Here is a 13,206-nt window from a genome sequence, read left to right as displayed (position 1 = left end):
CCGGGGGTCGCGGGCGTCCCGGGCGTCCCGGGCGGGCGGTTCACGCGAGCCCCCGGTCGGCGAGCAGGCGCAGCAGCGCGGTGACCGACTCGTCCAGGCTCTGCCGGTGCGCGGGCAGGACGAGTTCGGGCCGGGTGGGCGGCTCGTACGGGTCGTCGACGCCGGTGAGCCCGGTCAGGCCGCCGGCCGCCTGCCGGGCGTACAGGCCCTTGACGTCCCGCCGGGCGCACTCCTCGACCGGGGTGGCGACGTGCACCTCCAGATAGGTGGTGGCGGACTGCTCGTGGCGCTTGCGGACGGCCTCGCGGGCGTCCGCGTACGGGGCGATCACCGGAGCGAGCACCAGGACGCCGTTGCGCGCGAGCACCTCGGCGACCAGGCCGATCCGCTGGACGTTGACGAAGCGGTCCTCCCGGCTGAAGCCGAGGCCGGCGGTGAGCAGGGCGCGGCTCTGGTCGCCGTCGAGGATCTCGACCCGCCGGAAGTCGGGTTCGAGGCGGCGGGCCGTCTCGGCGGCGATGGTCGACTTTCCGGCGCTCGGCAGCCCGGTGAGCCAGACGGTCGCGCCGGGCCAGCAGGTGCAGTACGGGCGGTGGGGGGTCATCGGCCACTCCGGAGCCTGAGGGGGTGGGTGCCGGCGAGGTCCGCGGGCAGCGCCAGCAGGCCGCGGACGGCCGCGGTGAGCCGTCGGCGGCGCCGCTCGTCGGACGGGGCGGTGTGCGTCGCGCAGCGCCAGGCGACGAAGCCGTCCGGGCGGACCAGCAGGGCGCCGGCCCGTCCGGTGCCGCAGGCCCGGGCGAAGGACGGCGTGTCGGGGCGGTCGGCGTCGGCCGGCAGGACGTGCGCGCGCAGCGGGACGGCGAGCTCGCGGGCGACCTCGGCGGCGGTGGCGCGCCAGCGTTCGTCGGTGGTGAGCAGGGTGAGTTCGGGGCCGGCCGGGCCGGGCGCGCAGAGGTCGAGGGTGGAGACGGTGACGGGGCGGCCGCCGCGGCGCAGCCGGACCGGGACGTGCGGCAGGCGGCTGCCGGGGGCGCCGGTGAGGGCGAACGCGGCGGGGAACGCGGCGAACGGGGTGTCCGGGGCATCCTCGGAGGCGGAGTCGGAGTCGGTGGAGGCGTCCGGGCGGTAGTGGTAGCGGTAGCCCATGATGATGGTGCGCGGGTCCGCGACGGCCGTGCCGCCGAGCCGCTCGGCGGGGACGCCGTCGAGCAGCAGGGTCTGCTGCGCGGTGGCCACGCCGACCGGGCGCCGCTCGGCGTCGTAGCTGTCGAGCAGGGCGGGGTCGGCCCAGCCGCGCAGGACGGCGGCGAGCTTCCAGGCCAGGTTGTGCGCGTCCTGGATGCCCATGTTGGAGCCGTAGCCGCCGGCCGGCGGGTGCAGGTGGGCGGCGTCCCCGACGAGCATCACCCGGCCGCTGCGGTAGCGGTCGGCCATCCGGTGCCGGGCCTGCCAGTGGAAGGTGGCGACCAGGTCGAGCGGGAGGCCGGGCACGCCGATCGCGGCGCGGAGCAGTTCCAGGCAGCGCTCGGGGTCGGGCGGGGCGTCCGGGCCCTGCGGTTCCGGGCCGGTCCGCACGGCCGAGGTCTCGACGGCCGCCGCCCAGCCGTTCGGGTCGTTGAGCTGCATGACGGCGCCGGAGAAACCGGGGTTCTCGATCATGCTCATGAAGAAGCGGCGGTCGCCGATCAGCCCCGTCAGATCGGCCCGGAACAGGATGCTGGTGCGCCGGGACACCGTGCCCAGGCCGGTGCGGACGATGCCGACGTGCTCCGGGATCCAGCCGTGCGCGCCGTCCGCGGCGACCAGGTAGGCGGCGGCGAACCGGTCCTCGCGGCCGTCCGGACGGCGCACCCGGGCGAGCACGCCGTCCTCCCGGGCGTCCAGTCCGACCAGCTCGTGGCCGAACCGGACGTCCGCCCCGGCCCGGACGGCGGCGTCGCGCAGCAGCGGCTCCAACCGGTCCTGGCCGCACCAGAACGGCGGGCACGGGCCGGGGACGGCGAGCTCCTCCTCGCCGGTCTCCAGCACCTCGGCGGCGTCCAGCCGGGCGAGCGAGCCGACGCCGACCACCGTGCGCGGCAGGACCCGGTCCGGCTCGGTGCGGGCCCGCGGGTCGTCGCCGGGCACCACCTCGAAGCCGACCGCCGCGACCTCCGCCTCCAGCCCGGCCTCGCGCAGCAGCTCCATCGTCCGCCGGGTGACATGGGTCGCGCGGGGCAGCGGCGAGGTGGTGCTCCGGCGCTCCAGCAGCCGGACGGTGATGCCGGCGCGGGCCAGGAACAGCGCCGCCGCCAGGCCCGTCGGCCCTCCTCCGACCACCAGTACCGTCATGAGCCCTGGTTCTCCCGCTTCTCCGGCTTCGCCACGCGTCCTCCGTCCGTCGTGCGTCCGTGGTGCGTCCGTCGTGCGTTCGTCCGTCGCGCGTTCGTCGGTCCGTCCGGTGCCGCCGCGCCCCGCTCCGCTCAGGACTTGCTGAGCAGGTGCCCGCCGACGACGAGGTGGTCGAGGTTCATCGAGGCGAAGGCCGCGACCGCCTCCTCCGGGGTCTCGACGATGGGCTCGCCGGCCGTGTTGAAGGAGGTGTTGAGCAGCACCGGGCAGCCGGTGAGCCGCTCGAACTCGCCCAGCAGCGCGTGCACGGTGGGGTTCTGGTGCTCGAACAGGGTCTGGTGCCGGGCCGTGCCGTCCACGTGGGAGGCGGCCGGGATGACGTCCGGCCGGGTCACCCGGGTGACGATCAGCATGTACGGCGAGGGCTGCCCGAGGTCGAAGAAGTCGTCGCTGCGCTCGGCGCGGACGATCGGCGCGTAGGGGCGGAACCACTCGCGGAACTTGACCTGCTCGTTGAGGTGGTCGCGCACCGAGGCCGGGTACGGCGCGGCGAGGATGCTGCGGTGGCCCAGCGCCCGCGGGCCGAACTCGCTGCGGCCGTCCCACCAGCCGACCAGCCGACCCTCGGCGAGCAGCGCGGCCACCTCCGCGGGCAGGTCGTCGGGCCGCCGGGCGGGCAGGCCGGAGGCGGCCACCGCCGCGTCGACGCGCTGCTGCGGGTACTCCGGGCCGAGGTAGGCGTCGGTGAACGCGGGCAGCTCGTCCATCGGCACGCCCACCAGCTGGTGCAGCCCGTAGTAGGCGCAGCCGAGGCTGATGCCGTTGTCGCCGGCGGCGGGCACCACGAAGATCCGCTCGAAGCCGGTCTCCTGGAGGATCCGGCCGTTGGCGACGCTGTTCAGGGCGACGCCGCCGGCGATGCACAGGTCGGTCAGCCCGGTGCGCGCGTGCAGGGCGCGGGCGCAGTGCACCAGGGCGCGCTCCAGCACCTCCTGGGCGGCCCGGGCGATCGCCGCCCGGGTGTCGAAGTCGGCGTCCCGGGCGAGGCGTTCGAGGACGTGCGAGACCTTGCTCGCGGAGATGCCGATCCCGCCCCCGGGCCGCAGGTCGACCAGCTCGGCCAGCTCGTCGACGAACCGCTCGTCGCCGTACGGGGCCAGGCCCATGGTCTTGCCGTCCTCGCTGACCGGGAAGCGGGTCTTGGGCCCGGTGTAGGCCAGTCCGATCGCGATGCTGGCGGCGCGGTAGAAGTGGCCCAGCGAGTTGTCGGTCTCGCCGGGCTGGTAGTAGGCGCTCTCGGAGGCGGCGTCCACCACGTGCGCGCCGCTGACCCGCTCCAGCAGCCGGATGCCGTCCCGGTCGGCGATGTAGGAGCTGATCGTCTCCGCCTCGCGGCCGTCGGGGCCGGTCCGGTCGCCGGCCACCAGGCCGCCGGAGTTGTCGCAGACCAGGACGGCGGCGCGGCTCATCCCGGAGGCCGCGAACGCGCTGTAGGCGTGCGCCAGGTGGTGGTTGATCACCTGCACCCGGTTGCGGAAGGAGTGGTAGAAGGGGCGCGGCACCAGTTCGCAGGCGACGACGTGCTCCACCTCGGCCGCGCTGCTGCCGAGTTGGGCCAGGACGGCCTGCCGGCTGGCGCCTGCCAGCAGGTCGGTGCCCAGCCCGTACTTGCTGCGCACCAGGCGCTCCTCGTCGACGGCGACGAGGCGGCTGCCGTCAGTGGCGCACGACGACCAGTCGTGCCCGGAACCGCCGAGGCCCAACACGGTCATAGCAGGTCCTTTCCTTCGCGAGGACACCGGTCGGCGCTGACAGGGCTCACCGCCCCGGGCCGGGGGCGGCCGGGCGGAGGAGGAAGCGCACGCCGGAGGGGGGCTTGGGGGAACGCACACCGGAGAAGGGCTGGCGGAACGCGCACCGGAGGGACGGCCGGAAGCCGTCCCTCGGTGTCGGCGGAGCAGGGCACCCGGGAACCGGGGCGACATCGGCACTCTAGTCAAGTCGCGTCACAGACTGTCAAGAAGGGGTGCCGGTCCGTGGCCCGAGTTGGCTTGAATGGCCTTTCCCGACGGTGTGGCCCCAGTGGACTCAAGGGACACAAGGGATCTTCGGGTACGGAGCGGGAACGGCGCGGACACGCGGCCCAAGCGGAACGGGAAGGGGCGTTCCGGATACCGCGCCGGGCCCGGACGCCCGTTCGGCGAGCGGCTTTTCGGCCAACGTCATTCCGAGCGGGACACGACAACTGACGGAACCGTTACCGTGATGCGCAGGCCGTTGGCCCGGTGGCGGTCGTCCGCGTCCGGCCGGGCGGCCTGTTCGCCGTCGTACCCCGACGCCCGCGCTCACCCCCCGTTCCCGGTGCGCGCCGTCCGCGGTGCCGCGGCTCCTGTGCGACCCGAGCTCGAATTCCCGCCGGTGTCCACCATCCGGCAACCCGATCCCCTGTACGGCCGGCCGAGGGAGTAATGGGTGACTGAGCGGAACCGAACCATCGTCATCATCACCGAGGGAGCCGCCCCCGCCCTGCTCGACCGCTGGTGCGACCAGGGGCTGCTGCCCGGGTACGCCAGGCTGCGGTCCGAGGGCGCCCACGGCTCGCTGGTCGCGGAAGGCACGCCCTACGAACCGCCCGGCCTGGTGAGCGTGCTCACCGGCCAACGGGCCGCCGACCACGGCTACTTCTCCTACTGGACCTGCCACGACCCGGAGTACTCGCCCCAGGTGCTGGGCTCCGGAGACCGCAGGCACCCGCTGCTCTGGCAGCACGAGACCTTCGCGGGGCTGCGCTTCGCCTCGATCGGGCTCTTCGGAACCCACCCGATCGAGCCGATGGACGGCTCGGTGATCGGCTATCCGATGTACGCCACCCTGCACGCCAGCCACCCGAGGGACCTCCAGCGGCGGCTCGCCAAGCAGGGGATCCGGCCGGTGCACGACGTCTCCATCTTCTGGACGGGGCAGCCCCGCGACGAGCTGCTGCCCCGGCTGCTGGAGGCCGACCGCCAGCGCGGCCGGGCCGCCCTCGCGCTGCTGCCCGAGCACGATGTGGTGATCGTCAACCTCACCAGCATCGACCGGACTTCGCACATCTACTGGCAGGAGCTGGAGCACGGCCCCGACCGCGAGCAGGAGAGCGCGGTGTTCGCCGCGTACCGCACCTGCGACCAGGTCATCCAGGACGCCCTGGCGGCGGCGGGCGACCGGACCGACGTGCTGGCGTTCTCCGAGATCGGCTTCGGGCCGCTGCGGAACTACTGCTCGGTCAACGACGACCTGGAGCGCGCCGGGCTGCTCGCCAAGACGTCGGACGGCCGGGTGGACTGGGCGAACACCACCGCCTTCGAGGCGGTCCAGGGCACCCACGGCATCAACATCAACCTGCGGGACCGCTACAAGGCCGGCCGGATCGCCGAGGCCGACTACCGGCGGGTCCGCGACGAGGTGCGGGCCGCGCTGCTGGAGACGGTCAACCCGCGGACCGGGCGGCCGTTCCTCACCGGTGTGCTGGACCGCGAGGAGGTCTACCCGGGCGCCGCGACGGCCGGTGCGCCCGACCTGGTCATGGAGCCCGCCGACTGGCGCTACCTCCCGTTGGGCGACCCCCAGTGGGCCGCGCACGTCCACCGCACCTGGCAGAGCGGCTGGCACCGCCGGGAGTCGTTCTGGGCCGGGCTCGGCCCGGGCTTCGCGTCGCGGCACACCGACGACCGGCCGGCCGCGCCGGTCGACGTCCCGGCCACCCTGGCCCGGCTGCACGGCCTGCCGGTGCCCGAGGGCTGGCCCGGCCGGCCGCTCGGCACCGTCGACTGATCCGCCGTACGCCACGCGCGCGCACGCCCCGCACGCCCGCACGCCGCGAAACCCCCGCACACCGCGAAACCCCCGCACGCCCCGCACACGCCCAACTCCCGCTTCCCGCCCACGAACCGCAGCGGAGGTCCCTGCCCATGTCCGACATTCGCGCGCCCGAGCGCGGGCGCCCGCAGCGCCGGACGGTGTCCGAGCCGCCCGGCGACGCCGACCGCGCGGCGCTCGCCCCGAAAGCCTCGTTCACCCCGTGGGACCCGCCCTCGCCGGACGTCCTGCACTGGACCGGCGCCGGGGACCGCGCCCCGGTCGAGCTGCTGCGCGAGGCGCTCGCCGAAGGCCCGGTCGGCGGCCCCTGGGACAGCGGCTTCCCCGCCTACGTGTGGCACCGGGACGGCGACGACGTCCACGAGTTCCGGCTCACCGGCCGGCTGTCCGGTCAGTACACCGGCTACCCCCTGCACCCCAGCGAGTGGCCGGAGGGCCTCGGATGAGCACGCTCCCCGACGTCGCGTTCACCTGGAAGTGGCACGAGCCCTCGACCGTCCCGGCCGACGAACTCACCGCCACCTGGGCCGATCTGGAGATCACCATCGGCTCGGAGACCCCCCTGACCACGGTCGAGGACCCGGTCGCCGGCACCGTCCGCCCGTACACCACCGGCTCGCTCTACCCGCTCGCCGAGTGGATCGCCTTCAACTGGTGGTCGCTGCTGGCCGAGGCCAGGCCCGGCACCCAGATCTCCCAGCTGCGCTTCGCCTACCGCAACGGCGTCGGCGACCAGCGCGGATCCTGGTGGGTCCGCTCGCGCCGGCACACCCTGCGGGCGGCCGGCGGCGGCTTCCGCTGGCCGGACGCGATGATCGTGCCCGAGGGCCGGCAGACCCGGATCGTCTGGATGCCCGACAACGTCCCGGCCTGGCGCCCCGGCCCGCGGCACGTGGCCCGCGGCAACACGGTGGTCGGCTCCGAGGCGCTCACCGAGGCGCTGCGCGGTTTCGTCGACGCGGTCGTCGCCCGGCTCGCCGACTGGGGCATCACCGGCACCCCGCTGCAGCGGGAGTGGGCCGAACTCGCCGCCACCGACCCGGCGGAGGAGGCGTTCTGCCGGGCCGCCGCGCGGCTCGGGCTGGACCCGTACACCGAGGCGGGGCCGTACGCGGCGGACATCGTCCGGGTCGTCCGGGAGCTGCCCGAGCCGATGTCCACGGACTTCCTCAACGGGGTCGCCCCGCAGCGGATCGCCGAGCGGCTGCGGTGGGTCGCACGGGCCCGCGAGCTGGCCGGCCAGGGCGGCCAGGCACACCCCGCGATCACCGAGCTGCGCGAGCTGGCCGCGGACATGCGGGCCACCTTCCACACGCCGGGCCGGCTCGACAACGCCTGGCACATGGGCTACGAACTGGCCCGCCGGGTCCGGGCCTGGGCCGGGGTGGCGGACACCGAGCGGATCGAGACCGACACCATGCTCACCCACCACGTCGAGCCGGTGACGTACGGGGACCGCGGCCTGGTCGGCTACGGGACGCGCACCGGGGCGGGCGGTCCGGTGCTGGTCTCCAGCCGGCGGTTCACCGAGCGGCCGCGGCGCTTCCTGGAGGCCCGCGCGCTGTGCCACTTCCTGTTCGAGCACGGACCGGAGTTCCTGATCGCCTCCGCGCACACCCACCGCCAGCACTTCGCCCGGGGCTTCGCGCTGGAGTTCCTGGCCCCCGCGCGGGGCGTCGCCGAGCGGCTCGGCGACCCGCGCGGACTGAACACCGCCGAGGACGTCGAGCAGATCGCCGAGGACTTCGGGGCCGGCACCATCGTGGTGGAGCACCAGCTGGACAACCAGATGCTCGCCCAGGACTTCCGCTGGGAGCGGGTCCCGCAGAAGGTGTTCCCCGGCGTCCGCTACCCGAAGGAGACCGGCCGATGAGCACGGCCGACCTGGCGGACACCGGCGGTCCGGACACCGGCGGTCCGGACACCGGCGGCGCGGCCGGCGAGGCCTTCCCGTACCCGGCGGGGCCCGGCGGCACCGTCCCGCCGCAGTACGCCCGGCTGCTGGTCGAGGACCCGGTCTCCCGGGTGCGGCTCGCCGACGGCGAGCACATCTGGCTGGTCACCCGGGACGCCGACGTGCGGACCGTGCTGACCGACCCGGCGTTCAGCCGCTACCAGGCGGCCGTGCTCCCCGGCAGCGGCTTCGGCCGCGGCCAGGGCGCCGGCATCGTCGACCTCGACCCGCCCCGGCACACCGCACTGCGCGCGCCGATCGCGGCGGGCTTCGCCCCCGCGCGGGTGGCCCGGTGGAGCCCGCGGATCACCGCGATCGCCGACGAGCTGCTCGCCGGACTGGCCGGCGCCACCGCGCCGGTCGACCTGGTGGCCGACTACACGGCGCCCTTCGCCGGCCGGGTGATCTGCGAACTCCTCGGCTTCGACGGCGCGTCGTGGCCGCGGATCACCGGCGACATCGAGGCCCTGCTGCTGGCCGGCGGCGCCGAGGACGAGCGCACCGAGGCCTGCCGGGCGCGCCTGGGGGAGGCCTTCGCCGACCTGCTCGCCGCCCGCCGGGAGCGGCCCGCCGACGACGTCGCCACCGTCCTGCTCGGGCTGGACGAACCGGCCTCGGGCGGGCAGCACCTGACGGACGAGCAGCGCACCACCCTGCTGCACGGCCTGGTGATCTCCGGCTTCATCGGGGTCCGCGACCTGCTGGCCCGGCACCTCTTCGCGGTGCTGGCCGAGCCCAAGCACCGCGAGCGGCTGGCGGCCGAGCCCGAGCTGGTGCCGCGCGCGGTCGCCGAGCTGCTGCGGTACTACCCGTCGAGCAACGACGGGCTGCTGCGGCTCGCGACGAGGGACGTCGAGCTGTCCGGGGTCCGGGTGCCGGCCGGCGCGGCGGTGCTGCCGCTGGTCTCGGCGGCCTGCCGCGACCCGCGGACCGTCGACCGGCCCGACGTGCTGGACCTCGACCGCGACCCGGTGCCGAACCCGGCGTTCGGCGCGGGCCCGCACCACTGCCCGGCCCTGGACCTCGCGGTCGTCCAACTGACCACCGGGCTCGGCCGGCTGCTCGCCCACCACCCGGACGTGACGCTGGCCGTACCGGCCGCGGAGGTGCGGCACACCGCCGACCTGCTGCCGCTGGGCGTCGCGGCCCTGCCGGTCCGGCTGGGCGCCGGGGCCTGACCGGGCGGGCGGGCGCGCGCCCCGCCTGGCGACGTACCGGCAAGCGCGACCGAGAACGGCCCACGGAGACCGGGAGGACGGCGATGGGCGAGCACTACCCGCGGTACGTGGACGGCCGGCCCGCGCCGGCCCGGGACGGGGCGACCTTCCGGTCCTTCGAACCGGCCACCCGGCGGCACCTGGCCGACGTCCCGCGGTGCGGGACCGAGGACGTCACCGAGGCCGTGGCGGCCGCCCGCCGGGCCTTCGACAGCGGGCCGTGGCCGCGCTCCTCGCCCGGCGAGCGGGCCGCCGTGCTGCACCGGATGGCCGACCGGCTGACCGCCGAGGCGGAGCGGCTGGCCGAGCTGGAGGCCCGGGACAACGGCACCACCCTGCGCAAGGCGCTCGGCGCGGACCTGCCGGGCGCGGCCGCCGCGTTCCGCTGGAGCGCCTGGTGGGCCGAGCGGCTGCCCGAGCGGCTGCACCGCGCTCCGGACACCCCGGACGGGCCGGCGGCGCGGCACCTGCGCTGGCACCCGCTCGGCGTGGTCGCCGTCGTGGTGCCGTGGAACCTGCCGCTGCTGCTGGCCGCCTGGCGGATCGCCCCGGCGATCGCGGCGGGCAACACCTGTGTGGTCAAGCCGGCCTCGTTCACCTCGCTGAGCACCCTCGAACTGGTCCGGCTGCTGCACGCGTGCGGGCTGCCGCCGGGCGTGGTCAACGTGGTCACCGGGCCCGGCGGCACCACCGGGGAGAGCCTGGTGCGGGCGCCCGGCGTCGACCTGGTCTCCTTCACCGGCTCGGACGCGGTCGGCGAGAGCGTACGGCGCGAGGCGGGCGCGGCCACCCGGCTGGACCTCGGCGGGAAGTCGCCCAACGTGGTGCTCGCCGACGCCGACCTGGACCGCGCGGCGGCCGGCGTCGCCTGGGGCGTCTTCCTGCACAACGGCCAGGTCTGCATGGCCGGCTCGCGCGCCGTGGTGCACGCCGCGGTGCACGACGAGTTCGTCGAACGGGTCCGGGCGAAGGCGCTCGCGCTGCGCCTCGGCGACCCGTTGGACCCGGCGACCGACCTGGGTCCGCTGGTCTCCCGCAACCAGGCCCGCACCGCGCTGCGGTTCACCGGCCTGGGGGTGTCCGAGGGCGCCCGGCTGGTGTGCGGGGGCACCTCCCCCGGACCGGACGAGCTGCCCGAGGGGCTCGACCCGCAGGCGTACGTCCGGCCGACCGTGCTGACCGGGGTCGAACCGGGCGCCACGGTGGCCCAGGAGGAGGTCTTCGGCCCGGTCCTCTCGGTGATCCGGGCCGAGGACGACGCCGCGGCGGTGCGGATCGCCAACGGCTCGCGCTACGGGCTGAGCGCCGGCGTCTGGTCCGCCGATCCGCAGCGGGCGCGGGCCGTCGCCGAGGAGCTGACCGCCGGACAGGTGTGGATCAACGACTACCGGCTGGTGGACCTCGACCTGCCGCCCGCCGGGGCGGTGACCGGCGACCTGGTCTGGGAGCGGCTGACCAACGAACTCGACGGCTACCGCCGCCGGCAGAGCATCACCGACGGCACCGGCCCGGCCGGGGCCACCGGTCTCGTCCCCACCCCGTACCACCTGCTGGGGCTCTGAGCGCCCCGACCTCGCGTCTCCCGACCCGCCGCCCCCGCCGCCCCGCTGGAGCCCCCGTGAAGATCGGCATCGCGTTCCCCAACACCATCCCCGGCGCCTCCGGGCGGCTCCAGTGGCAGTGGGCGGTCCGCGCCGAGGAGCGCGGCTTCTCGACCGTCGCCGCGACCCACCGGCTCCGCTACCCCGGCCACGAGCCGCTGCCGGTGCTCGCCGCGGCCGCCGCGGTCACCTCGCGGATCGGCCTGTCCACCAACATCCTGGTCGCCCCGCTGACCACCGCGGAAGTGCTGGCCAAGGAGGCGGCGACGCTCGCCTCGCTCTCCGGCGGCCGGTTCGTCCTCGGCCTCGGGCCGGGGGTGCGCTCCGACGACTTCACCGCGGCCGACCGCGCGTACGGCGGCCGGGCCCGGGTCTTCGAGGAGCAGCTCGCCGAACTCGCCCGGCTGCGCGGCAAGGACGGCGGCACCGGCCTGCCCGGGCCGGTCCCGCCGGTCCTGGTGGGCGGGTTGAGCGAGCACGCCGTCCGCCGGGCCGCCCGCTGGGGGGACGGCTGGACGGCGCCCGGCCTGGATCCGGCGCTGGTCGCCCCGACCGTCCGGCGGGTGCGCGAGGAGTGGGCGGCGGCGGGCCGGGAGGGCGCGCCGCGGTTGGTCGCGCTGTCCCGGTTCTGGCTCGGCGAGGACGTGGCCGAGGAGGCGGCCGGCTTCGTCCGGGACTACTTCGGGGTGCTCGGCGACGAGGCGGAGTCCTTCGTCGCCCGGACGCCGCGCTCGCCCGAGCGGATCCGTGAGCAGATCGCCGAACTGGCCGACGCCGGATTCGACGAAGTGGTCTTCCACCCCACCGCAGCCCACCTCTCCCAGGTCGACCGGCTGGCCGACGCCGTCCTTTCCTGAATCGCCCGCGACGAATCCACCCGTATGTGTTCCGAGGTGAAATCGAGGCCATGAACGCGACCCTGACGGGAAACCAGAGCCAGGCCGTGCAGGATCTCCGGGAATTCGGTTACTGCCTCCTGGAGAATCCGCTTCCGCCCGCCGAGTTCGAACGGCTCCGCGACCGCCTGCTGGAGGTCGCGGAACTGGAGCGCAAGGACGGCACCGCATTCCTGTACGACGGGGGGAACCAGCGCGTCTTCAGCCTCCTCAACAAGGGCGAGGAGTTCGAGCGCAGCGTGCGCCACCCGGCGGTGCTGGAGCTCATGGAGGAGGTGCTGGGGTTCAACTTCCTGCTCTCCAGCACCCACGCCAACATCGCCGGTCCCGGCGGCACGGCGATGAACGTGCACGCCGACCAGACCTTCGCCCGGCCGCCCTGGCCGCCGTACGCGCTGGTCGCCAACAGCATGTGGATGCTCGACGACTTCACCGAGTCCAACGGCGCGACCCGGCTCGTCCCGGGCACCCATCTGCTGGGCCGGCAGCCGGACTACGCGCGCGGCGAGGGCGACGTGGAGACGATCCCGGTCTGCGCCCCGGCCGGCAGTGTGATGATCTTCGACGGCCGGCTCTGGCACCAGACCGGAGCCAACACCACCGACCGGGCCCGGCACGGCATCCTCAACTACTACTGCCGGGGCTACGTCCGCCAGCAGCAGAACTTCCACCAGGGGCTCAGCCCGGAGGTGGTCGAGCGCAGCTCGCCCGCCATGAAGCGGCTGCTCGGCTTCGAGAACTACTTCTCGCTCGGCCTCGCGGACGGTCTGGAGTGAGCGCCGCCGCCGGGGACGACCCGGCCCGCTTCCTCCAGGCCCCGCCGGACCGGCCGGTGCTGCGGCTGGTGCTGGCGGACCCGGCCGGTGCCGCCGCGGGGCCGCTGACGGCGGCGCTGGGGCCGGAGCTGGCCGTGGAGCCCGCCGGGCCCGACCCGGCCGCGGCGGGTGCCGGGCGGTGGCCGGGGCTGCCCTGGGCGCTGCTCGCGCTGGCCGCCCCGGGACCGGACGGCGCGGCCGTGCTGGCGGACGCCGTGCGCGCCGTGCGGGAGGCCGCCGGGGCGGGCCGTCCGCCGGCCGCGCTGCTGCTCTGCCCGGCACCGGACACCGCCCCGCCCGAGGAGGCCGCGCTCGCGGAGGGGCCGCTGCCCTGCCCGGTCGTGGTGCTGGCGCGCGGCGGCGCGGGGGCGAGTGCCGGGGCGGCCGCCTGGCGGCGGGCGGCGCCGGAGGCCTTCGTGCTCCGGCTGCTGGGCGCGGACGGCTGGTCCGGGGCGGACGGGGCCGCCGAGACGGCCCGGACGGTCAAGGAGGAACTGCGCGTCTGGCCCGCCTGAGCGGCGGGCGGCGGGCGAC

The 13,206-nt window shown here is 75.7% G+C and carries 11 protein-coding genes; 8 read left to right on the top strand and 3 right to left on the bottom strand.

The annotated features are described in order from the left end of the window. Positions 1 to 40: 40 nt before the first annotated feature. The 3 genes from cysC to ACFVFS_RS35135 form a co-directional block, all read right to left on the bottom strand. Positions 41 to 604: an adenylyl-sulfate kinase gene (cysC, locus tag ACFVFS_RS35145; RefSeq protein ID WP_380628946.1), complete on the bottom strand. Its 564-nt coding sequence runs from the start codon at positions 602 to 604 to the stop codon at positions 41 to 43. Continuing rightward, positions 601 to 2,331: an FAD-dependent monooxygenase gene (locus ACFVFS_RS35140; protein ID WP_380628945.1), complete on the bottom strand. Its 1,731-nt coding sequence runs from the start codon at positions 2,329 to 2,331 to the stop codon at positions 601 to 603. Before ACFVFS_RS35140 ends, cysC begins: the two co-directional genes overlap by 4 nt. 131 nt (positions 2,332 to 2,462) lie before the next feature. After that, positions 2,463 to 4,103, bottom strand: a complete 1,641-nt coding sequence (locus tag ACFVFS_RS35135; RefSeq protein ID WP_380628944.1) for a carbamoyltransferase — start codon at positions 4,101 to 4,103, stop codon at positions 2,463 to 2,465. Positions 4,104 to 4,803: 700 nt separating this feature from the next. Between ACFVFS_RS35135 and ACFVFS_RS35130 the strand changes: the two genes are divergently transcribed. The 8 genes from ACFVFS_RS35130 (at position 4,804) to ACFVFS_RS35095 (ending at position 13,187) form a co-directional block, all read left to right on the top strand. Next, entirely contained in the window at positions 4,804 to 6,144 is a 1,341-nt protein-coding gene (locus ACFVFS_RS35130; protein WP_380628943.1) for an alkaline phosphatase family protein, read from the top strand. Positions 6,145 to 6,281: 137 nt separating this feature from the next. After that, a complete protein-coding gene (locus tag ACFVFS_RS35125; protein ID WP_380628942.1) occupies positions 6,282 to 6,635 on the top strand; it encodes a hypothetical protein in 354 nt (117 codons plus the stop codon). Continuing rightward, positions 6,632 to 8,062, top strand: coding sequence for a hypothetical protein (locus ACFVFS_RS35120; protein WP_380628941.1), 1,431 nt, complete (start codon positions 6,632 to 6,634; stop codon positions 8,060 to 8,062). Before ACFVFS_RS35125 ends, ACFVFS_RS35120 begins: the two co-directional genes overlap by 4 nt. Next, entirely contained in the window at positions 8,059 to 9,321 is a 1,263-nt protein-coding gene (locus ACFVFS_RS35115; RefSeq protein ID WP_380628940.1) for a cytochrome P450, read from the top strand. Before ACFVFS_RS35120 ends, ACFVFS_RS35115 begins: the two co-directional genes overlap by 4 nt. Positions 9,322 to 9,404: 83 nt before the next feature. Further along, a complete protein-coding gene (locus ACFVFS_RS35110; RefSeq protein ID WP_380628939.1) occupies positions 9,405 to 10,922 on the top strand; it encodes an aldehyde dehydrogenase family protein in 1,518 nt (505 codons plus the stop codon). 56 nt (positions 10,923 to 10,978) lie between these two features. Then, a complete protein-coding gene (locus ACFVFS_RS35105) occupies positions 10,979 to 11,818 on the top strand; it encodes an LLM class flavin-dependent oxidoreductase (protein ID WP_380628938.1) in 840 nt (279 codons plus the stop codon). 50 nt (positions 11,819 to 11,868) lie between these two features. Next, positions 11,869 to 12,633 (top strand): phytanoyl-CoA dioxygenase family protein, encoded by a 765-nt coding sequence (locus ACFVFS_RS35100; RefSeq protein WP_380628937.1) that lies wholly within the window; start codon positions 11,869 to 11,871, stop codon positions 12,631 to 12,633. Next, a complete protein-coding gene (locus tag ACFVFS_RS35095) occupies positions 12,630 to 13,187 on the top strand; it encodes a hypothetical protein (RefSeq protein WP_380628936.1) in 558 nt (185 codons plus the stop codon). The genes ACFVFS_RS35100 and ACFVFS_RS35095 overlap by 4 nt, the downstream gene beginning before the upstream one ends. Positions 13,188 to 13,206 lie beyond the last annotated feature (19 nt).

The sequence above is a fragment of the Kitasatospora sp. NPDC057692 genome (assembly GCF_042799475.1).
Lineage (GTDB): Bacteria > Actinomycetota > Actinomycetes > Streptomycetales > Streptomycetaceae > Kitasatospora.
Note: the sequence above shows the minus strand (reverse complement) of the source record. Positions and strands in the feature narration are given on the sequence as shown.